The sequence below is a fragment of the Entomomonas asaccharolytica genome, from assembly GCF_016653615.1.
Lineage (GTDB): Bacteria > Pseudomonadota > Gammaproteobacteria > Pseudomonadales > Pseudomonadaceae > Entomomonas > Entomomonas asaccharolytica.
The window spans coordinates 483828-505312 of sequence record NZ_CP067393.1 but is presented as its reverse complement, the minus strand read 5'-3'; the positions used below and the strand labels follow the sequence as shown (position 1 = coordinate 505312).

Below are 21485 nucleotides of genomic sequence, written 5' to 3'. Positions count from 1 at the left end.
TTTTACTCTCCTTTACCTAGTGCAATTAAAGTATCTCTAGCTCGCTCTAAGAATGCCTGACGTGTTTCATTTTCTTCGACTTGAATAGGTTCACCCATTGTTAATGAACAGAGAACAGGTAATGGTATTAAATGTCCTTTTGGCATTACTCTTTTTAAATTATCCAGCCAAACAGGTACTATCTCAACGTTAGGGTAAGCCTCTGCTAAATTATAAATACCACTTTTAAAAGGTAATAACTGCTCTTCTTTGTTGCGTGTTCCTTCTGGAAAAATAATCAGTGAATCACTTTCCGCCAAAGCCTTTAACATAGGTTCTAATGGATTACTGTCTTCTTTACGAATACGATCCACTAATACTCCCCTGAACATTTTATGAATCATAAAACGATGCAACTTAGTTTTTGACCAATAATCTGCAGCTGCTACAGGTCTAGTTTTATTACGTAATTTGGGAGGGAGAGCAGCCCAAATTAATACAAAATCAGCATGACTTGTATGATTAGCATAATAAATACGCTGTTTTGGCTCAGGATTACATCCCTTCCATACACAACGCGCCCCTGTTAAGGCTTTTGCAAACCCTATTAGTAACTTGGAACAAACCTTTGCCAACATACCAGAAACACCTCTGAATAATTACTTTAAGGCTATTAATAACCTATTTAACATTACCATATAATTAGATTTAGCCTAGTTTCCATTTAAGTTATTAATTATAACCCTATCATTGACTTCATCATTACAAAAATAACTTACATTGAACAACGGATAACTTGCTACTAATTACAATTACTAGTGCCTTATCTTTAGAACTATTTACTATTGCCGACCAAGCACAGTAAAAGAATTCCATTTCCTCATGGCTAGTATATTTTTTTAATTATTAGCAACTTCTTTTAGACCCTGTCTAATACGATTTACTAATGTATAAACTAACAATCCAGCAATAATCCATAACAGTGGATTAATCCATGTTAATGGTAACCAACCTATAGCTATACCTGCACTAATTACACCAAAAGCCAATGCCCTATCACTTTTACCCATTGGCCCATCGTAACGACGGGAAGCCCCTACTAATGGCCCCATCACGCCTGCATATTCTGTAAGCAGTGAAAGAATAACAACAAATACCACTAACATCGGATTAACAGAAATAACAAAAGCAAAAACCAGAAATAAAGCACTATCAGCAATTACATCTGCCAGTTCATTAAAATAAGCGCCTAAATTTGACTTTTGCCCAAACTCTCTCGCTAACATACCATCAATTGCATTAAGCGCCATACGAATAAACATCCATAGAGGGATTAACCAAAATACCCACAAATGACTACTTGCTAAAACAACGATTAATGCTACTAATAACGAACCTATACAAGCAGCAATAGTTACCTGATTGGCTGTTATTTTTGCATCAAATAATTTTTGTACTAATGGTCTAAGTAACGCCTGAAATTTAGGTTTAAGCTGATAAACAGATATCATGCTTTTACATCCTTATCTCTATTAAAAAAGAACAATTATTTTAGCTCACACAATAACTCAAATTTTTATTGTCGACTACTTACATTATCTAACAACTTACTAGATACTTCATAATTTTTTGTAGTAAATATTTATTTATTATTATTTTTCATTAAGTAACACATAGGTAAACTCAAATATACCTATAAAAATAAAGGTATTACTTTCATATTCTGCCTAATATTTCTCAAAGAAAGGTTATAATTGATTACTGAGATAATTATAAAAACTTTATTAATTCAATAATGATAGTTAATAATTATAATACTCTCTAGTTAGCTAGTAACCTCTTTGATATAACAATTAACTTATAAGAGGCTTTCCATGGTATTAGATTTTATAATTGTTGTAATTTATGCAATGAGCATGCTGTTTCTAGGTTACATTGGCCTCAAACGAACTAAAAATAATGAAGAATTTTTAGTGGCTGGCCGTAACTTAGGACCTAGTTTTTACATGGGAACCATGGCAGCTACTGTTTTAGGAGGCGCTTCTACTGTAGGCACTGTTAAACTTGGCTATACTTATGGAATATCTGGCATTTGGCTTTGTGCAGCACTAGGTGCAGGTATTATAGTAATTAATGTTCTACTTGCTAAGCCTCTTTTAAAACTGCGTGTTTTTACGGTAACGCAAGTATTAGAAAAACGTTATAACCCTGTTGTTAGAAAAATTAGCGCCATCATTATGCTTGCCTACGCACTTATGTTAGCAGTAACTTCAGTTATTGCTATGTGCAAAATTCTAGAACCCTTATTTGGTTTAAATCACTGGATGGCCGTTCTGATTGGTGGTGGCGTAGTGGTTGTATACTCAGCGATTGGTGGTATGTGGTCATTAACGCTAACTGATATTGTACAATTCCTCATTAAAACCATTGGTTTAATGTTTATTTTATTGCCTATTTGCCTTTACCAAGCAGGCGGTTGGTCCGCATTAGCAGAAAAGTTACCTGCCAGTAGTTTTGATTTTACAACCATTGGCATATCAACCATTATCACCTACTTTCTTATCTACTTCTTTGGTATCTTAATTGGCCAAGATATTTGGCAACGTGTTTTTACTGCGCGCAGTATAAAAGTAGCAAAATATGCAGGTACTGCTGCGGGTGTTTATTGTGTGATTTATGGCTTGATCTGCGCAATTATTGGTATGTGTGCAAGAGTTATTGTGCCAGATCTAGCGGACGCCAATAACGCATTTGGCTATGTATTAGAATCTGCACTACCTATGGGAATTCGCGGCCTTATTATTGCAGCCACTTTAGCAGCCATGATGTCTACTGCTAGTGCCGCCTTACTTGCTTCATCCACAGTATTTACTGAAGACTTATTACCTAGCTTAACACACCATAAAACCAGTGTTACATTAAATCGCATTGCCACTTTCATATTTGGTGTTTTAATTTTAAGTATATCTATGATGGTAAATGATGTAATTAGTGCATTAACTCTCGCTTACAACCTACTGGTAGGTGGTATGTTAATCCCATTAATTGGTGCTGTTTACTGGAAACGTGCTTCTACATTTGGTGCAATGTTAAGTATGGCGCTTGGCTTTATTACGGTTATTATCTTTATTATTAAAGATGGACTAGATGCCAATAGCCCTATTTACTATAGCTTAGCCATTGGACTTTTAAGTTTCATCATTGGCAGCTATATGACTAAAACAAATACTGTTGCCCTTTTTCAACAAGAACAAATCAACACTGAAAAAGAAGTTATTTAATATTAAAAAGGCATAGAAATTCTATGCCTTTTTATTACCCCTCTAAAGAAGCGCCATAATGCTCAGCTAGTAATTTACGGAAAGCTCGGATAACTGGCTCATGCAAGCCACTACGCTTTACCACTAACGAAAATGGGGCTTTATATCCATAAGAATCTGGGTCTAACATCCTAAGTCTTTTACTATCTACCCATGATTGTGCATAATGCTCTGGCAAATAACCAATATAAGCGCCTGATAAAATAAGTATTAACTGTGGTTCCATACTATCAATTGTGGCAGCACTGCTTTTAAAGCCCTGTCTAGCTAGCTCAGCATCACTCCAATAACTTCTATTGACAACACGCTGATTAGCTATCGTTTCTTTTGATATTTCTTGTTGTGTATATAATGGATGCAAATCACTACAGTAAAGACGCTGCTGTTCTTCATATAATGGTTGAAACCATAGTCCATTCATTTTATTAGGGAAAGCACCTATACCTACATCCAACTGTCCCTCTAAAATAGCCATTTGCATTTCGTAAGGACGCTGTATCTGTAAGGTAAGATGAACATTAGCATGTTCTTTATTAAAAGCTGCAATAATATCTGGTAAGGGGAATTGAGCATTAGTTACCATCGCATCCAACAATCCAATCCTTAGGCTACCAATTAACTCACCTTTTAAATTAGATAAATAATTTCCTAAACTATCTACTTCTCCCAGTAAATGAAGCGCTTTTTGATAAAATAAAGCACCTTTACTGGTTAATTTAAAACCACCACGACCTCGATGGCACAATAACATACCTAGCTCTGTTTCTAACTGTGTCATATAATTACTAATCGCTGAAGTAGATAAGTTAAGCTCTTGTTGTGCTGGCGCAAATCCTTGACAACGCACCACAGTAACAAATATATTTATTAACTTCAAACTAGGTACTTTCATAATGACCACTCTTATATTCGTTTTAATAAAACTATAATACAACAAACTTCATAAAATACTGAACTATTTATTTACTAATCACCATTTTTCATATTATAAAAATTACCCACAATATAACAAATATAAAAATATCGGATGAGGTAATTAGATGAACAAAACATTACACCAACCTTTAGGTGGTAATGAAATGCCACGTTTTGGTGGTATTGCAACAATGATGCGTCTTCCGCATATTACAGATTTAAATGGTCTAGACGTTGGTTTTATTGGCATACCTTTAGATATAGGTACATCTTTACGTAGTGGCACAAGATTTGGGCCTAGAGAAATTCGCTGCCAATCAGTCATGATTCGCCCTTACAATATGGCCACAGGGGCAGCTCCTTTTGATTCCTTATCAATCGCTGATATTGGCGATGTAGCCATTAATACATTTAACCTACTTGATGCTGTCAAAATTATTGAACAACATTACGATAATGTTCTAAAACACTATATTATTCCTTTAACACTAGGTGGCGATCATACTCTCACTTTGCCTATCCTAAGAGCAATGCATAAAAAATACGGTAAAGTTGGTTTAATTCATGTAGATGCGCACGCAGATGTTAATGACAATATGTTTGGTGAAAAAATAGCGCATGGTACTACATTCCGTCGCGCTCAAGAGGAAGGTTTATTAGATAGCAAACGTGTTGTACAAATAGGACTACGCGCCCAAGGCTATGCAGCAGATGATTTTGATTGGAGCCGCAGACAGGGCTTTCGAGTTGTACAAGCAGAAGAGTGCTGGCATAAATCATTAGCACCATTAATGGCAGAAGTAAGGCAACAAGTACAAGGGGGCCCTGTTTACTTATCATTTGATATTGATGGTATAGATCCCGCTTGGGCACCTGGCACTGGAACGCCAGAAGTAGGAGGTTTAACCACTATTCAAGCACTGGAAATTATTCGTGGTTGTCAAGGGCTTGATTTAATTGGTGGAGACTTAGTAGAAGTGTCACCTCCCTATGACACTACAGGTAATACGGCGCTATTAGGTGCTAATTTACTCTATGAAATGCTTTGTGTTCTTCCTGGTGTAAAAACCAAATAATTAAAAATAAAAAAGGCTTATGAAAATAAGCCTTTTTTATTATCTATAATCCTATACATTATTAGTAAAATCATTAATTGTGCTATTAGTCACGTTTTCTACTGTTAAAAAGAATTAACTTATAATAAAGTAAAGGCTTAAATAAAATATTAGGAAAATGCTATTTTATGAATAAGGTATTTATTACATTACTAATGATCACAACCTCATCATTTGTACTTGCAGAAAATGCGAACTGGCTAGAAACACAAAAAGAATCCCATATCTTTATCAACAAAGACAGTATTACCATCGATAAAGAAAATCCTAATCTTAAAACAGTTACCATATCCGTTAATATTCCATCCATGCAGGATAGAAAAGCCAACCCTACAAAAACCAAACTAACTAATCCTTACCCATTATCTTACCTCACAAAATTCACTATAAATTGCCAAGATAAAACGGCAAAGATGGGCGAACAACACTTACATGAGAATTTTTTTGGTCAAGGAAAAGTCTTAGAGCAGGCAGATGCCGACCCCCATGCTCAATTTATTCCATTGGAAGGGCCAGATGCAAAGCAAATATGGGAAGTTACTTGTAGCCCAGAACAATCTAGTTCCTAATATCTTCAGAATCTTATAAGGGGCTCTAGAGCCCCTTTATTTGTCCTAGCTGAATAACTTTTAGCACGCCATTTATTCACAAATAGTTATAATTATTTATTTGATAATAAAAACAATAAATATCACTATGAAAGAAACTATGATATTCATAGCTATTAACTGTTATTTAAAAGTAAATTTTTAATACTTTTTGTAGTCATATATACAATAAACCTTTGCAGCAGTCACTCTTACTAACAAACTTAAAGAGTATGGAGTTAAATAATGAAAAACGATATGCGCACCAAACCTTTTACCATTTCGCAAGTAGCAGCTGGCAAAATCTCAACTTTATTACAAAAACGTATAACAGACGCCGAACAAACATTCTCTCATAGTTTAAAATCAACCTATGAAAGAAATATTAAACCTTTAATCAATACCAGTTTCTTTTATCAACCAATGCAGCTTTGCCAAGCATGGCAAAACTATGTTATTGACTCTACAGAACGTAGCATTCTATTTTGGGATACCTTAAGACAACGGGGTGATAACTACCTCGCCCTAAAAGATGAAGGTAATCCGCCATTGCTGCACTTTGATTATGAAATATTACTGGATGCACGCAAATTTGATAAACCTGTAAACTATGCACTGGCTCGTATACTTCCACCAGATGGAATAACTATAGACAACAACAAACGCCCTTATATCATTATTGATCCAAGAGCAGGCCAAGTACCAGGCATTGGTGGCTTTAAAGATGACTCACAAGTTGGTGTCGCACTTAGAGCCAGACATCCAGTTTATTTTGTAATTTTCTTTCCTACACCAGAACCTAATCAAACTATTTTAGACGTAACAGATGTAGAAGATATCTTTGTAAAAAAAGTGTGTGAACTCCATCCTAATAGCTCTAAACCAATCATTATTGGTAACTGTCAAGGCGGCTGGGCTGTTATGATGTTGGCAGCAGCTAATCCGAAAGACGTTGGAGTGTTATTACTAAGTGGCTCACCTCTTTCTTACTGGGGAGGCGCTTGGACAAGTGGCAAAGGTAACAACCCCATGCGTTATGCAGGTGGCCTTATGGGTGGTAGTTGGATGTCATCCTTAGCCGCTGATCTTGGTAATGGCTATTTTGATGGCGCTTACCTTGTTCAAAACTTTGAAAACCTAAATCCTGCCAATACTCTATGGACAAAATACCGTGCGGTTTATAACAAAATTGATACTGAACCACCGCGCTTTCTAGACTTTGAAAAATGGTGGGGGTCTCTATCCCTAATGAATGGTAAGGAAATGGATTGGATTGTTCAAAACCTATTCGTTGGCAATGACTTATGGACAGGAAAAATCCGCGCCAATGATGGGCGTCCGTTAGATATTCGTAATGTACATTGCCCTATCGTTATCTTTGCATCACTAGGCGACAATATTACACCACCACAACAAGCCTTTAATTGGATAGCTGATATTTATTCATCCACAGACGAAATTAAAGCAAGAGGTCAAGTCATTGTAGGTCTGCTTCATGAAAGTATTGGACATTTGGGTGTTTTTGTTTCTGGTAAAGTAGCTCGTAAAGAATACAAAGAACTGGTACCTGTTCTTGATAACATTGAAGCACTAAATCCTGGTTTATATGGGATGAAGATTACTGAAAAATCAGTCAAAAACGGACAAGATCCTGAATATGAAGTATCCTTTGTAGAATATCGTTTAGAAGATATTGCAAAACAACTCAATAAATATGAACGCGTGGATGAACAACCCTTTAAGGCTGTTGAAGTCATTTCCGAATTTAACCAAAAAGCTTACGAGTTATTTGCACAACCTATTGTTCAAGCTTATGCCAGTGAGAATACGGCAGAATTAATTCGTGAAATGCATCCCTCAAGGATAGAAAAATGGGCTGTATCTAGTGCTTTTAACCCATTTATGAATATGCTACAACCTATAGCTGCTAAAGTAAGGGCTAATAGACTACCTACTGATCGCTCTAATAATCCTTTTGCCATATTAGAAGAAGCCATTTCAGAAACCATTGAAACCAACTTAAATCTTTATCGAGATATTCGCGATACCATCACAGAATCTCTATTCTTCTCAATCTATACCTCACCTTTTGGCATATACCTTATCCAAAAAGACAACAAGAGTATGGAACCTAGAGAACCGCATAAGATTAAAGACCCCACCAAACAACCTGTTGTGCAACAAGCACTACTCGATATTAATAAAGGTGGTTTAATCGCAGCAGTCGTGAGAACCATACTTCTTTTAGAAAAAGACGGTGAACACATTACCCTTGACTATTTAGAAACCAAAAAAGAAAGTGTACAAAAATACCTACACCTGCTTGGTTCATTTGAAATCGCTGATGTCCGCCAAATTAGAGGTAGAGAAGAATTACTCTGCTATTATTACCCAGAAAAATCACTACAAACACTACCTAAACTGCTTAGCAAACCTAAAGATAAAGAAACCTATATAAAATTCTTTAGCCTACTTGCGGAAGACACAAAAGCTACCACCACAGGCAAACTATGCGCCCAGCAACAACGTTTAGTAGAAAAAATCAAACATATTCTTAATGTTTAATGGAACATACTCCTTGCTATGAAATCTATATAGCAAGGAATATTTATTAAAAATAATGGAGAAATATTAATGCTAACACCACATATTTTAGGGCCTGAATTTAGTAGCTTCTTACGTACTGTCCGCCTCTATTGTGAAGAGCTAGCTATTAACTACACTTATGGCCTAGAAATTGATGGTAAAAACATTACTTTAGGCAGTGAAGCACTAAAACAATATCACCCTTTTAAAAAAGTACCTGTATTGATCTACAATAATACAGCCATTTTTGAAACAACAACCATTTGCCGCTTTCTAGATAATATTTCTAAGCCAAATAACTTAACTCCTAAAGACCCTTTGACAATCGCGCTTGTTGATGAATGGGCTAATGCCTTGAGCCTTTATATCGACAAAATACTCATTCGCCAATATGTTGTAGAGTTTGCCTTTCCTAAAGGGCCCAATAAAACTATTCGACAACAAGCAATTAATGAGATAAAACCTAAAGTAATAGAAACATTAGAATTATTAGATAAGCAACTGACTGATAAGCCTTTTTTCTGTGGTACATTTTATAGTATGGCAGATGCTATTTTGACACCTATGCTTGACTATGTAGCACAAACACCTGAATCTGAAGCCCTATTTAATAACACCAAAAATCTTCTACCCTACTTAACTAATATGAAAGAAAGACCATCAGGTAGAGTCGTTTTCCAAAAATAGATTCATTATCACAAAATAAAAGCAAATTGTAATTTTGCTTTCGCCATTAACAAAATCTAATGTAACATGGCATAATGTTGATATTATTTTATTAATGGCTGCGAACAGACAAACTAGTTATTATGCGAATGCGATTACTCTTATTAGGTGGTGGTAATTTACTGGGACAGTCCCTACTGGAACAGGGTGCTTTAGAAAACGTTGAATTTCACACACCTATGCCACCTAAAGAAGGCTGGACGCCTGCTAACTTAGCAACACTTTTACAAGAAGTGCAACCTAATTGCGTGGTTAACTTAGCCTATTATTTTGACTGGTTTCAAACAAGGGAAGTAGATACCACCAAACTCAGCTTGCAAATAAACACCATAGAACATTTAGCCAAACTATGCCATCAACAATCGATTATTCTATTTCAACCCTCAAGCTATCGTGTTTTTGGTGGCACACGTATTACCGCCTATAACGAAGAAGACGAGCCATTACCTATTTCAATATTAGGGCAAGCACTATGGCAGATGGAGCAAATCGTTGCTGAAGAATGCCCCAAACACGTACTTGTACGCTTTGGCTGGCTGTTAGATTACAGTAACGATGGTAAGGTAGGCCGATTAATCAAACGTGCCGAAACACTTCCAGAAGTACAACTGGCAGATGATCGTCGTGGCAATCCAACACCCGTTGAAGATGCTGCGCGTGTTATTTTAGGTATTTTACAACAGCTTGATTGCGAATTTGAACTATGGGGAACCTATCACTATGGGGGAATGGAAGCTACCTCCTCATTAGCATGGGGTCAAGTTGCCTTAGCGGAAGCCCGCCTCTATGATAAAAATTTAACCGAAAATATCATTGCCAAACCACACACAGATTTTAATGACGCAACAGTAGAACCCCAATACGCAGTGCTTGCCTGCAAAAAAATTCTTCATACCTTTGGTATTAAACAGCGTGCTTGGCGTGCTGCTATTCCTGAATTATTTAAACTATTCTACAACCACTCACAACCTAATAAATAACAGTATAAGCTAACTGTAAACGATGTTATTGCGAGTAATTAGTCAAAAACTGCTAAAATACAAAACAACAACTTAAAAGAGTTTTAACAGTGATCAATACCCTTTTACTACATTGTCGGGCTGGTTTTGAAAGTGAAGTCTGCGCAGAAATTACAGAAAAAGCTAACTCCCTTGGAGTTATAGGCTATGCCCGAGGCAAAACCAATAATGCTTATGCCGAATTTATTTGCCAAGACTCAATACAGGCCAGTCTACTAATTAACAAATTACTATTCAGTGATCTTATCTTTCCCAGACAATGGGCTATTGGTCAATACATAGAACTTCCAGAAAGCGATCGAATTTCAACCATACTCAACACATTACAACAGTATCCATTATTTGGTAGTGTCTGGCTTGAAATGCTTGATACCAATGAAGGAAAAGCCCTATCTACCTTCTGTCGAAAATTCGAGAAACCCCTTATTAGCCACCTGAAAAAATCAGGTAAATTAATAGATGATCCTAATAAACCTAGACTACTCCTTACCTTTTTTACAGGACAAAAAGTTTTTGTAGGATATGCACTCCCTCATAACAGTGCTAAATGGCCGATGGGAATTCCTCGTTTAAAATTTCCACGGGAAGCTCCCAGCCGATCTACACTAAAGTTAGAAGAAGCTTGGCACCAATTCATCCCTAGCAAACAATGGGATACACGATTGGCTCCTGCCATGAAAGCAGTAGATTTAGGAGCAGCACCAGGTGGTTGGACATGGCAACTCGTAAAAAGGCATATGTATGTAACAGCCATTGATAACGGTCCCATGCAGCCACAACTGATGGAAACAGGACAAGTAGAACATATACGTGCAGATGGCTTTACCTATCAGCCACGCAAACCAGTAAATTGGATGGTTTGTGATATTGTAGAAAAACCAGCACGTACTGCTGCAATGGTGCAAACATGGTTAGCTGAAGGCTGGTGCAAAGAAGCTATTGTCAATTTAAAATTACCCATGAAGCAACGTTATCAAGAAGTTGTTAGACTAGTGGAAAAAATGCAGGATCATTTTATTAACCAGCAAATAAAAGTTAAAATTACCTGCAAACAACTTTATCATGATAGAGAAGAAATCACCTGCCATTTACAACGCTTAAACTAAGGCTACAGAATGACTCAAGATACACTACAACCAGATGATATATTAGATGCTACAGGGTTACTCTGCCCAGAGCCTATCATGCTACTACACAACAAAATCAGAGACCTACCTGTTGGTGGACTACTTAAAATAATTGCTACTGATCCATCAACACAAAGGGATATTCCTAAGTTCTGTAATTTTTTAGAACATCAACTCATTGCTCAAGATAATGACGAAACCACCTATTACTATTGGATACGTAAAAAAGCTAATAGCTAACCATTAGCCACAACTGACTTACTGATTTGATAGCGGCTTTGATAGACAAAACGTGCGCCCAACATAACCGAAGCAAATGCCAATCCAATAATTAAACTAATCCAAAAACCTACTGGTCCGCTTGGCTCTCCCCAATAATTAGTTAACCCCAATGTATAACCTATAGGCATAGCAATAACCCAATAGGACATAAGCGTAATTAACATAATAATTCCTGTATCTTGATAGCCCCGTAATGCGCCAGCACAAGTAACCTGAATAGCATCTGGTAACTGATAAATAGCCGCAAAAATAATTAAATGACTCGCTAAAATTAATACAGCCTTATCAGTAGTATAAAACCCTGCCACATACTCCTTAAAAATCCACATCAGCACAGTTGACACACAAGAAAGTAAGAAAGCCAGTAAAATACCTGTATGTGCTGAAAACCTAGCCGCTATAGGATCTTTACGTCCCATTGCTTGACCAACACGAACAGTAATTGCAATCGAAATAGATAAAGGCACCATAAACACCAATGACGAAAAATTCAGTGCAATCATATGTCCAGCAATAATATCATCACCCAACTTAGCAATTAGCAACGCAATAATACTAAAAATACTGGCCTCAGTGAAAACAGCAATACCAATAGGCACGCCTACTCGTAATAAATCTCCTATTGCTTTCCAATCAGGCATATCAAAACGTTTAAAAATTTCACATTCTTTATAAGCAGGCCCATAAGAAACCCACCATAAAAAACCAAAAAACATAAACCACATTACCGAAGCACTAGCTATTCCACAACCAGCACCACCCATCGCAGGAAATCCTAACTTACCAAATACTAAAACATAATTAACAGGGATATTTAAAATTAACCCTATAACACCTAACACCATACTTGGTCTAGGTCTACTTATACCATCACTTAAACAACGAAACACCTGATAAAATGCAATAGCAGGCATTCCTCCTGCTATGCCATAAATAAACTTCATAGTAAGGGCAGCAGTATCTTCTGTTGCCCCCATCACCAGTAACAATGGATGGGCACTCACAAGCAATGCAATAACCACCACAACCACCAATGCAGCCATCCACAACGACTGTCTTAGTAATGGCCCTATCTCCTTGTTATTACGTGCACCAAATAAATTAGCAACCTTAGGAGTAGTGGCTAAAATAACACCGGTCATCAATAAATAAATAGGCACCCATATAGAATTACCCAAAGCAATTGCTGCCAAATCATGCTTACTAAAATGCCCCGCCATAATTGCATCAACAAACCCCATTGACGTATAAGCCAATTGAGCAATCAGAATAGGCATTGTTAACCCGAATAATGCTTTTACCTCAGGAATAAACTGTCTCTTTGACATAGCTTGCATACTTTCAACTAACAAATGAATAAAAGGACATTACAGCTTACGAAACTTAAATAATAAGAACAAGCGCTTTTAAAAAATAATTTAAATTTCTATAAAATAGAAAATAATTTAACTTTTTTTCAATTTTTACTTGACGACTTTCTAAAATCTTAATAGAATGCGCGCCACTTCTTTGATAGACGAAGTAGTAATTGTCCCCTTCGTCTAGTGGTTAGGACATCGCCCTTTCACGGCGGTAACAGGGGTTCGAGTCCCCTAGGGGACGCCAATTTAAGCGGAAATAGCTCAGTTGGTAGAGCATAACCTTGCCAAGGTTAGGGTCGCGAGTTCGAGTCTCGTTTTCCGCTCCATTTCTCTTTTCTATAGAGTTCCACGAGCCTCCGTATTCATCACTGAAAACTTGTTATATCAGTCACTTAGCTCTGTTTTTTCTTCTGTTAGCTTCCACTAAGTTCTATTGAAATCTAAGGGCAAGTGGCACCAAAAATGGCACCAAAAAAACAGTAAGTGGCACTTTTGTATTTATCAGTTTTTTCAGTTGAATAACTCACGATTATGACATCTGTTTCTCACAAAAGGAAAATAGATATGTCATTAACCGATACAAAAATCAGAGCACTTAAACCACTTTCAACTGGAACCTACTATGTTGCTGATCGTGATGGTCTTTATATAGCGGTTCATCCTACTGGTAAGCTTACATGGACTATCAGAATACAAGTCAATAAAAAACGTCGCAAAACTAGTCTTGGCCCTTATCCAGAAATTTCTTTAAAAGAGGCAAGAGACCGTTGTCCTGAAGAAATAATCATACTCAAATATGGTTTGCCCAAATTGAGAAAAGGTGAAGATGGAGAAGAAATACCTACATCAACTACTTCATTTAACGTTTATGCAGAAAGATGGTTAGCTTTGAAAATGAAAAAACTCGGACATACGAATGCCGAAATGGAAAGGACAAACAGTACTTATATTCAAATTAAACGATGTTTCAAAAATGACATCTTTCCAGTGATAGGGAAAAGATCGATTTGTAAAGTGACAAAGTATGATTGTTTATTAATTCAACGTAACATTGAGGACAGAGGCGCACTTTCAATTAGCGAAAAATATCGGGCGTGGATTAAAGAGATATTTGACTATGCGATTGCTGAAGGGGTTACAGATGTCAATCCTACGCTGGATTTAAGTATTTTAGCTTTACCCCATCGTAGAACATTCCACAATCCTTATTTGACTATTGATAAATTACCTGATTTTTTTGAGGCACTGAATAACTATAAGGGCGAGTATCAAATCAAGCTGGGGCTGAAACTTTTGTTTTTAACAGGTGTTAGAACAGGTGAGTTACGGCAAGCTAATCTAAGTCAATTTGATTTAAAAGATGGTTTATGGATTATTCCTGCTGAAGCAGTAAAGCAGCTTAAAAGCATTGTTAGAAATGAAAATAATGCTGTTCCTCCTTATATTGTTCCTTTATCTAAACAAGCTATTGAGGTTGTAGAGGAGCTAAAAAGTATAGCTTATAAAAATCAGCCCTACTTATTATGTCATCGTACTGATCCTAAACTGATGATAAGTGAGAATACGTTAAATACAGGTTTACATAGAATTGGCTATAAAAATAAATTAACAGCGCATGGTATTAGAGCCACTATTTCAACTGCTCTTAATGAATTGGAGTATCCTAAAGATTGGATTGAAGCGCAATTATCACATTCTGATAAAGACAGTATAAGAGCCACCTATAATCACGCCAAGTATGTGAAACAACGTAAACAAATGATGCAGGATTGGGCTAATAAGTTAAATGAGTTAGGTATGTGTTAGCAGGTTCTTTTTACCCGTACTTTTGCCGTAGTCTATGAATTACTGTTAAATGCTCTACATTGTAGGGCATTTTTATGGGTTTTACTTTTTAGTTGTTTTAGTAGTTTATATACATGGTTTATTTTTATCATCCTATTTAATAAATACGTCAAGCTGTATTTCGGATTTTCTGCTGATAGCTTTGTGTTGGTTATTTATCGTCCTTTATTACTTAGTTTTTTAACGGTAATAAGGATAAGATGATGAGTACAGACAGTTATATTTTTGATGGTAAGGGTTATGAATCTGTTCCCAGAGCATTGTTGTTGGATAATCGCTTAACACCGATAGAGCGTAATGCTTGGCAGGTGTTAAGGATGTTGTTGGAAGCTGATGGGGTGACTAGTTTAGCTACTTATGAGCAGTTACAGCCTTATTTAACCACTAGTCCGTTAACGGGTAAAGCTTCTACGGAAACGGTAGCAAGAGCCTTAACTATTTTGCGACTTACTGGCTGGCTAAGTTTGACGAGTAAGCGTCGCCATGACAAAGGGATGATTCAGGGCAATGTTTATTTGTTACATGATGAGCCTTTGTCTATCTATGAGCGTTTACAAACGGATGCTGATTATCTGATTTTATTATCTAATGCGACCACTCATCAGAGTAAAACCATTCAAAAAGTGGCTGAGTATACATTAAATGAGTTAATTAATGACACTCATGTGGCTGAAAGGAAATTACCGACACGTTTAGAGGTTTTAACAGAACGGTTAAGGCAATACGAAGCAGGAGCAAAAAAGTTATCCACAACTTCCAATACCAAAGATGGCGATAAGGACTTGCTTCGGAATAATAAACAACCCTATACAAAATCAAAAGCAAGCTTGAAAAGCTGTGATAGCAATAGTCTTCGTCATCAGAAGTATATTAGTAGTAGTAAAGATAAAAATATACTACTACAAGGGTTAAGAGATAATTTAAAATTACCTGCGCGTTTTTTAGCAATGAGCACGGCTCAACAAGATAGTGGTTTATTGGCTTTGAGTACCCTTGAGCCTGTTCAACAGCAACAGGTACTTGATGAGTGGCAACAGCGTTGTGAACAGCAAGCTATTCGCAATCCAGCCGCTTATTTGCATGGGATTATTCAAAAAGCTTTGCAGGGTGAATTGAATTTGCTGCGTAGTTCACAACACTCTGTATCCACTCAATCACAATCTAACATTCAGTCTGAGTCAACAGCGTCTAAGGGGGTGGAATCTAAACTTCGAACAAGTGAATATATTGCTACACCAGCGCCTGTTGTATCTTGTGCAAAGCCTACGGATAGAATGCAGGCACAACACTATTTGAAAGAGATTAAGCAGATGCTTAAAAGCGCCTCTCACACTAAAAGCTGATTGGGTATAAGGCAATAAAATAATTGTTTATAAGCGTTTAGTGATTGAACAATGTATTTTATAGGATAGGTGGCTGTTAGGCATATTATGTGACTTAACAGCAATCAGCCATAATCTTTTCACTTCATTACAATGGCAAGGAAAAGGTTTGAAAGTCAATAAATCAGTGATGGGTGATTTGCTTAATGAACATGTTTAGTAATGCTGTACTAAATAAAGCTGTTAGTATTCTTTAAGGTAACTATTATCAATTTTATCAGTAAATTTAATAGGTTGACTGCAATAGCCTTTAATGGAAATTTTGACTCTATATAGAGTCACATTTTCTATTAGTCTCTATTAAGGACGTTGCTATGAGTTTTTACTGATGAATAGTGAAATAGAACGATAAAAGACGTTAATAGAAAAGGTGAAACCATATGGTTTCAATATTTCCAAAGCCTTCCACCAAGCCATCAATAAATGTATTGTTATCTAATTAGTATGGAATATGACTATTTATCTGAAAAATTTATGTAATGGTTAATAAACGAATATATCTTTTGATTTGATTACTTTCAAATCTGGTAAAGCTTATTGTTAAATTATTATTGATATGGGTAATAAGTCGGTTTCTTGAAGGGATAATAAAAGGCGACTCTAAATAAACTATAAGGGTAAGAGTTTTATTAATGGTTTGTAAAGGTAAGGGATTTTAAAGGCAAAGGTGACATTGCTGTTGCAATGTCGCTTATCCTGAAAAGGCTTAAAAGGTTTATAAAAAGGGATAAAAGGACACTTATTACTCGATCTGATATTTTTGCAATTCTGGTTATAATCAGGCTTAGCTGTCGGTGAAATGCCAAGCCAGATGTTGGCAAATGTCCAACTTGGTACTTTATTGCTGTTCATGCGAACTATCAGCTAAGAGATGAATCTTAACCAGATATAATCTGACAGGCGCCCATAAAAACTGGTAACTGTCAGATCAGGTCTGAGCTAGTACAACCTATATATGTAAACACACCATTAACTAAATCTTTGCTTTCTGCTTAACATTCCATAAAAAATGACATGGATTAGCTGTAATTTTCGATTTATAGTCATTATAAGACTTATAGCCATGTGCGAAAGCCATCATAGTGGCAAGTAGACTAACACCGCTTGTTAATACACTAAATCCTAATCCAGCAACCGCGATAGCAACGTCAGTATAATGTGTGTTTTTGATGTGCTTCACTTGTGGTGCAATCTGGCTCATTTGAACTTCAAATAGTTCATGTTGCGTGTTTTCAATAATCGCACGTACACGATTTGGATCTGATTCATGTCTAGCCTCTCGAAAACCTTTCTCTAGCTCCAAGCGGAACGATTGGAATGCTTCACCATCATTATTTCTAATGGACATTAAATCACCTGATGATATCTGTTCCAGAAATGGAACATCCATTTGAAGTGTGCAGTTTAAGGTATTAGCTTTGATATTGGTGGAATCAAGGTTAGTGTTCAGTAAATTACTTTCAAACGGATACTCAGTACTAAACATACAGCCAATGTAATCGCATAAAGCAATCCGTTTACTCAGGTCGATGTAGTGCCTCATAGCTGTTTGATTTATGGATTGATTTACCCATGCATTAAAAAGTTCTTTTGATGGTGGCTCTGATGTTTTCTCTTGTATGAAATTGTACACATTTTTTTTATTTGTTGGTTTAACTTCGGTAGGGTTAAGCATATATCCCATTGCAAACCCGCCTCTCATACCTTCAAAATGAATGCTGATGTTACGGCAGAGATACAAATCTCTCATCACAAGCATACGTCCATTGTCGTTTTCAACACTATGTACATTGGCACTTAATTTATATTGCTTCAAGATATTTGGTGGTAGGCAATCTTCGAAACCAACTTCAGAGTAGAGAAGGGGGAGCTCTGTACCACGTTCCAATTCGAAGCTTACAGGATATAGTTTAACGTAACTACCTGCTACCAATGGACGCAATTCAATGAGCCTGATAGCAGCTTCAGCTAATTTTTGACGGTCAATCTTTGGGGTTGTCGCCATACCCATGAATGAAGTTATGGCTTCTGTTGAAGATGTTCTGAAATCTGTTAGTTCAAAGATAGGGTCAGATACAATGGCTTCTTCTAAGTACAATGCTGCTTGCTTAAGATATGTAATAAGTGACATTGTATTAGTCGCCATGCAACTAACCGAGCCATTAACTGTCTTTACGGTTTCGCGCACTTCTGGAAGTACTTTTAGACAATATTCTCGATAATCACGTAACTCTTTCTCTAATGCTGCATCTGATATGCCATGGTACATTCGTGTAACTAGAGTACCGTCTAAAAGCAGTGAGTCATTAAGATAATCATATGCATAACTTCCCATTTGTTTCCATCCATTTTGCTAAAGACAAGAACATTATAAGTCAGTAATATACATCAGTCGATGGATGAACTGTTTTATTACACATGCTGTAGATGACCTGGAAAATCTCATCTTGAGACGTTTGCCCCAGCTGCCTGTCGTTGATATCCTGCCACTTCTGGTTATGGGATTTTGGCTAATAACGTTACTGGTGGAGTGTGAAATTAGTGATACTCATTGTCAATCAGTTATTTAATGAGTCGCTTTTCAAGCTGCCTGTTGTTTCCGCTTCTCGCTCTTAGCTGCCTATCATGTTTGATCGTATTTCATTATGGAGTAGTGTTAGTTATAGTCTATGCAAATCTAATTAACAGCCTCTATTTTTGCTGAAGAGTAATCTTAAGCACTTACTTATTTTTTTGTTAGTTTATAACTCATGTCGATTAGATTATAAATTTCTTCCATAGCTACAGTGCCGTCTAGTAAAATGGTTATCCAGTGTTCTTTGTTCATATGGTAAGCAGGTAAGAAGCCTTTGCTTTGCTGCAAAGAGCCAATAAGCTCAGGTGGCATTTTTAAGTTTACTATATCGATACTATCTTCGCCTTTAAGCCCAAGCTTTTTCTTTTGGATATTTATCACTAGTCCATACCATTTATGGGTGTTAGTGTGTCTTAACACGGCATAGTCTGGGTATTTCTTCCAAGGATAGTCAAGTTTGCTACCATATTTCTCTTTTGCATATTTAAAGATTTTATTACGCTTTGTCATAGCTATCCCCTTCAGTTTTTAGCTGACCAAACAGTATATTTATTCCAATTAATTGATAAGTATATTATCTTCCTTAGCTATGTGTTTTGTATTTTTCTTTTTTAAATTTGTGTTTAGTTAGTGTAGTCATCTATTTATTTGTATTAGTTAATCATTCAATAATTATTTTTTATCTTCTATGTGGGTTTATTAGCGTCTTTTTACATACATTGTTGTTTAAAAATTTAAAGCAAGCTATTGTTTACATTTGTTATTTTTCGGTTTTGCTATTGCATTTAAGTTTTGCCTGTCTATAATAATAGTTACGTTATGCACCTGTTGTGTGCGCGTAACCCCTTGAGGGTGTTGTACCATTCTGTTTAGTATTATCTGAACGGGATTCCCACGATCCAACTCCCGTTTACGTGGGCTGTTTTTTTAACAGAGGGAGCGTTATTTTTGTCAATGCGATTACTTGATTTAAGTAATACGTTTTTTATTTAAAAATAAGCATTCGTCTAAATCAAAATAACCTATGCTTTGTTTTATTTGTCATTATCTTTGTCAGTTAGCTTTATAACTTAACGCTAGTTCGATTCTCTATTGCTATATTTCCGCATACTAATTAAACAAGCCAAGCAATTGTATAAGCCTATTTTTTGGGTGCGTATTTTATTGCTTTTTGGGCATGTATTTTCATCACTAATTTTCTTAGGAGACTTTTTATAGGCCGCTGCAACGGCTAGTTGAGTTTGTTCGTTCTCTCAAAACGAAACGTTAAGGCGTGAACGGTCCGAGCCGCACTACGTTAAGGTGAAACTGGGGCGAATAGGCTTTAAGTAGTCGCTGAATCTGTTGTTTAGGTTTTGTTGTTCTTACAAGGTTGAAAGAAGAAAAAGATGAGTAAAGAGAGGAAGAGATAAAGAGAGGGCTTTATGGTTATAACCGTATTTGATGCTGAGGTTGTGGTGGCTGGTTTAAAACAGCAGCAGGCTATTAGACGTAAGCGACGTGTTTCTAAGTTAATGCGTTATGAAAGTGCTTTATTGGCTTTGTATGCTAATGGTGCAAGTGTGGCTGATTTACAGCGTTGGTTACAGCAACGTCATGTTAAGGTAGCGCCTAGTACGATTAGCCGTTGGTTAGCCAAGCAGCATGGGTAAATTTGCCAATGCAGATAAACAAGCTGGTTCTGTGATGAAGCAGTTACAGGGTTCTATTGTTCGTTCTATTGGGTCGGTACGTAATTATGAGGGAGCGTTAAAACAGGTTGCACAGTATTGTATTGATAGTCGTATTAGTCTGCGTCAGTTAACACCTGCTATGGCGTTAGTTTATTTGGAGCAGCGTGCTGAGGAAGTAGGGCAAAAAACACTGGATATGGAGCGTCAGGCTATTCAGTTGATGATGCAACAGGTTACCCATTTGCTTGAACCTGACCAGCGTTTGCCTGTTATTAAGTCTGAACATACGCAAATTCTTCATTCCCGTGCTTATAAATCAGCACAAGTAGAATTGATTGTCCAAGCACAAACACCTCCAAACGCACTGGCAACAGAATTAGCTTATAACGCTGGTTTACGTGCTCATGAACTTCTTACCCTCCTCCCCATTACAGAAAGAACAGCCGATAAGCGACCTGCTTTAGCCAGTAAGTTTGTAGGGAGTGAAGGTGTGCTTTATACGGTACAGGGTAAAGGTGGCCTGATACGGGAAGTATTAATACCTCACCATTTAGCTAATCGTTTAGAGGAACTAAGATTAGTTGAGCCAATAACCATAACGGATAGGCATATTTATTATCAACAGCACTATGGGATTAATGGTGGCAATCGTTGGTCCAGTTCTTTCTCGACGGCCTCAAAACGGGCATTAGGTTGGTCAAACGGTGCTCATGGATTACGGCATAGTTATGCACAACGGCGGATGATAGAGCTGCAAGTACATTGTGGTTTAAACAGAGAACAAGCATTACAAACGGTAAGTCAAGAGATGGGGCATTTTAGACCTAGTATCACGGAAGTTTATTTGCGCTAAATGTGCGTCAAAAAAGTGCGTAATATTGAGCTGATACAGAATTCCCGCTATGTCTAGACGATTTTTAGCGTCTAACATAGCGGGAATTCGGGATAGATATATAAAACTAATTAATTAGGTTTTTGATTATGCTTATTTAT

At 36.7% G+C, this 21485-nt stretch carries 18 protein-coding genes and 2 tRNA genes; 14 read left to right on the top strand and 6 right to left on the bottom strand.

Annotated elements, in window-relative coordinates; translation table 11 throughout:
- Window positions 1-2 precede the first annotated feature (2 nt).
- Window positions 3-617, bottom strand: coding sequence for a lysophospholipid acyltransferase family protein (locus JHT90_RS02235; RefSeq protein WP_201093589.1), 615 nt, complete (start codon window positions 615-617; stop codon window positions 3-5).
- A 261-nt stretch (window positions 618-878) separates the two neighbouring features.
- Window positions 879-1490 carry a CDP-alcohol phosphatidyltransferase family protein gene (locus tag JHT90_RS02230; protein WP_201093587.1) on the bottom strand — a complete coding sequence of 204 codons (612 nt, stop codon included), beginning with the start codon at window positions 1488-1490 and terminating at the stop codon, window positions 879-881.
- 363 nt (window positions 1491-1853) lie between these two features.
- On the opposite strand from JHT90_RS02230, the gene JHT90_RS02225 reads away from it, so the two are divergent.
- Window positions 1854-3260, top strand: a complete 1407-nt coding sequence (locus JHT90_RS02225) for a sodium:solute symporter (RefSeq protein ID WP_201093585.1) — start codon at window positions 1854-1856, stop codon at window positions 3258-3260.
- 34 nt (window positions 3261-3294) lie between these two features.
- Here the strand turns inward: JHT90_RS02225 and JHT90_RS02220 are convergent, their stop codons facing one another.
- A complete protein-coding gene (locus tag JHT90_RS02220) occupies window positions 3295-4191 on the bottom strand; it encodes a LysR family transcriptional regulator (RefSeq protein ID WP_201093583.1) in 897 nt (298 codons plus the stop codon).
- A 148-nt stretch (window positions 4192-4339) separates the two neighbouring features.
- On the opposite strand from JHT90_RS02220, the gene speB reads away from it, so the two are divergent.
- From speB to tusA, 7 genes are all read left to right on the top strand, one after another.
- Window positions 4340-5290 (top strand): agmatinase, encoded by a 951-nt coding sequence (gene speB, locus JHT90_RS02215; RefSeq protein WP_201093581.1) that lies wholly within the window; start codon window positions 4340-4342, stop codon window positions 5288-5290.
- 167 nt (window positions 5291-5457) lie between these two features.
- Window positions 5458-5898 carry a surface-adhesin E family protein gene (locus JHT90_RS02210; RefSeq protein ID WP_201093572.1) on the top strand — a complete coding sequence of 147 codons (441 nt, stop codon included), beginning with the start codon at window positions 5458-5460 and terminating at the stop codon, window positions 5896-5898.
- Window positions 5899-6162: 264 nt separating this feature from the next.
- Window positions 6163-8481: a DUF3141 domain-containing protein gene (locus tag JHT90_RS02205; RefSeq protein ID WP_236254013.1), complete on the top strand. Its 2319-nt coding sequence runs from the start codon at window positions 6163-6165 to the stop codon at window positions 8479-8481.
- 69 nt (window positions 8482-8550) lie between these two features.
- Window positions 8551-9189, top strand: a complete 639-nt coding sequence (locus JHT90_RS02200) for a glutathione S-transferase family protein (RefSeq protein ID WP_201093566.1) — start codon at window positions 8551-8553, stop codon at window positions 9187-9189.
- Between the two features lie 122 nt (window positions 9190-9311).
- Window positions 9312-10208, top strand: coding sequence for a sugar nucleotide-binding protein (locus tag JHT90_RS02195; RefSeq protein WP_201093564.1), 897 nt, complete (start codon window positions 9312-9314; stop codon window positions 10206-10208).
- A gap of 92 nt (window positions 10209-10300) precedes the next feature.
- The gene (gene rlmM, locus JHT90_RS02190) at window positions 10301-11353 is read left to right on the top strand and encodes a 23S rRNA (cytidine(2498)-2'-O)-methyltransferase RlmM (RefSeq protein WP_201095727.1); all 1053 of its coding nucleotides are present in this window, start codon (window positions 10301-10303) and stop codon (window positions 11351-11353) included.
- Window positions 11354-11362: 9 nt separating this feature from the next.
- Window positions 11363-11614 (top strand): sulfurtransferase TusA, encoded by a 252-nt coding sequence (gene tusA, locus JHT90_RS02185; protein WP_201093557.1) that lies wholly within the window; start codon window positions 11363-11365, stop codon window positions 11612-11614.
- Here the strand turns inward: tusA and JHT90_RS02180 are convergent.
- Window positions 11611-12984: an MATE family efflux transporter gene (locus JHT90_RS02180; RefSeq protein ID WP_236254011.1), complete on the bottom strand. Its 1374-nt coding sequence runs from the start codon at window positions 12982-12984 to the stop codon at window positions 11611-11613. The genes tusA and JHT90_RS02180 overlap by 4 nt on opposite strands.
- 202 nt (window positions 12985-13186) lie before the next feature.
- On the opposite strand from JHT90_RS02180, the gene JHT90_RS02175 reads away from it, so the two are divergent.
- The 4 genes from JHT90_RS02175 (at window position 13187) to JHT90_RS02160 (ending at window position 16205) form a co-directional block, all read left to right on the top strand.
- Window positions 13187-13261 (top strand) — tRNA-Glu (locus tag JHT90_RS02175).
- 6 nt (window positions 13262-13267) lie between these two features.
- A tRNA-Gly gene (locus JHT90_RS02170) sits at window positions 13268-13343 on the top strand.
- 238 nt (window positions 13344-13581) lie between these two features.
- Window positions 13582-14823, top strand: coding sequence for a tyrosine-type recombinase/integrase (locus JHT90_RS02165; protein ID WP_201093553.1), 1242 nt, complete (start codon window positions 13582-13584; stop codon window positions 14821-14823).
- 239 nt (window positions 14824-15062) lie between these two features.
- Entirely contained in the window at window positions 15063-16205 is a 1143-nt protein-coding gene (locus tag JHT90_RS02160; RefSeq protein WP_201093551.1) for an STY4528 family pathogenicity island replication protein, read from the top strand.
- A gap of 1012 nt (window positions 16206-17217) precedes the next feature.
- On the opposite strand, the gene JHT90_RS02155 is transcribed toward JHT90_RS02160, so the two are convergent.
- Both JHT90_RS02155 and JHT90_RS02150 read right to left on the bottom strand, forming a co-directional pair.
- Window positions 17218-18579: a hypothetical protein gene (locus JHT90_RS02155; RefSeq protein ID WP_201093549.1), complete on the bottom strand. Its 1362-nt coding sequence runs from the start codon at window positions 18577-18579 to the stop codon at window positions 17218-17220.
- Between the two features lie 390 nt (window positions 18580-18969).
- Window positions 18970-19329, bottom strand: coding sequence for an MmcQ/YjbR family DNA-binding protein (locus tag JHT90_RS02150; RefSeq protein WP_201093547.1), 360 nt, complete (start codon window positions 19327-19329; stop codon window positions 18970-18972).
- A gap of 914 nt (window positions 19330-20243) precedes the next feature.
- Here JHT90_RS02150 and JHT90_RS02145 point away from each other — a divergent pair.
- Both JHT90_RS02145 and JHT90_RS02140 read left to right on the top strand, forming a co-directional pair.
- Window positions 20244-20471 carry a hypothetical protein gene (locus JHT90_RS02145; protein WP_201093545.1) on the top strand — a complete coding sequence of 76 codons (228 nt, stop codon included), beginning with the start codon at window positions 20244-20246 and terminating at the stop codon, window positions 20469-20471.
- On the top strand, window positions 20464-21345 hold the full coding sequence (locus JHT90_RS02140; RefSeq protein WP_236254009.1) for a site-specific integrase: 882 nt from the start codon (window positions 20464-20466) through the stop codon (window positions 21343-21345). Before JHT90_RS02145 ends, JHT90_RS02140 begins: the two co-directional genes overlap by 8 nt.
- The last annotated feature ends 140 nt before the right edge of the window (window positions 21346-21485 follow it).

Bases quoted from the DNA above. Each gene is read 5' to 3' on its own strand.
- JHT90_RS02165 (WP_201093553.1), top strand. From the start codon at position 13,582: ATGTCATTAACCGATACAAAAATCAGAGCACTTAAACCACTTTCAACT.
- tusA (WP_201093557.1), top strand. From the start codon at position 11,363: ATGACTCAAGATACACTACAACCAGATGATATATTAGATGCTACAGGG.
- JHT90_RS02225 (WP_201093585.1), top strand. From the start codon at position 1,854: ATGGTATTAGATTTTATAATTGTTGTAATTTATGCAATGAGCATGCTG.
- JHT90_RS02235 (WP_201093589.1), bottom strand. From the start codon at position 617: ATGTTGGCAAAGGTTTGTTCCAAGTTACTAATAGGGTTTGCAAAAGCC.
- JHT90_RS02140 (WP_236254009.1), top strand. From the start codon at position 20,464: ATGGGTAAATTTGCCAATGCAGATAAACAAGCTGGTTCTGTGATGAAG.
- JHT90_RS02200 (WP_201093566.1), top strand. From the start codon at position 8,551: ATGCTAACACCACATATTTTAGGGCCTGAATTTAGTAGCTTCTTACGT.
- JHT90_RS02210 (WP_201093572.1), top strand. From the start codon at position 5,458: ATGAATAAGGTATTTATTACATTACTAATGATCACAACCTCATCATTT.
- JHT90_RS02145 (WP_201093545.1), top strand. From the start codon at position 20,244: ATGGTTATAACCGTATTTGATGCTGAGGTTGTGGTGGCTGGTTTAAAA.
- JHT90_RS02180 (WP_236254011.1), bottom strand. From the start codon at position 12,984: ATGTCAAAGAGACAGTTTATTCCTGAGGTAAAAGCATTATTCGGGTTA.
- JHT90_RS02195 (WP_201093564.1), top strand. From the start codon at position 9,312: ATGCGAATGCGATTACTCTTATTAGGTGGTGGTAATTTACTGGGACAG.
- JHT90_RS02230 (WP_201093587.1), bottom strand. From the start codon at position 1,490: ATGATATCTGTTTATCAGCTTAAACCTAAATTTCAGGCGTTACTTAGA.
- JHT90_RS02160 (WP_201093551.1), top strand. From the start codon at position 15,063: ATGATGAGTACAGACAGTTATATTTTTGATGGTAAGGGTTATGAATCT.
- speB (WP_201093581.1), top strand. From the start codon at position 4,340: ATGAACAAAACATTACACCAACCTTTAGGTGGTAATGAAATGCCACGT.
- JHT90_RS02220 (WP_201093583.1), bottom strand. From the start codon at position 4,191: ATGAAAGTACCTAGTTTGAAGTTAATAAATATATTTGTTACTGTGGTG.
- JHT90_RS02205 (WP_236254013.1), top strand. From the start codon at position 6,163: ATGAAAAACGATATGCGCACCAAACCTTTTACCATTTCGCAAGTAGCA.
- JHT90_RS02150 (WP_201093547.1), bottom strand. From the start codon at position 19,329: ATGACAAAGCGTAATAAAATCTTTAAATATGCAAAAGAGAAATATGGT.
- JHT90_RS02155 (WP_201093549.1), bottom strand. From the start codon at position 18,579: ATGGGAAGTTATGCATATGATTATCTTAATGACTCACTGCTTTTAGAC.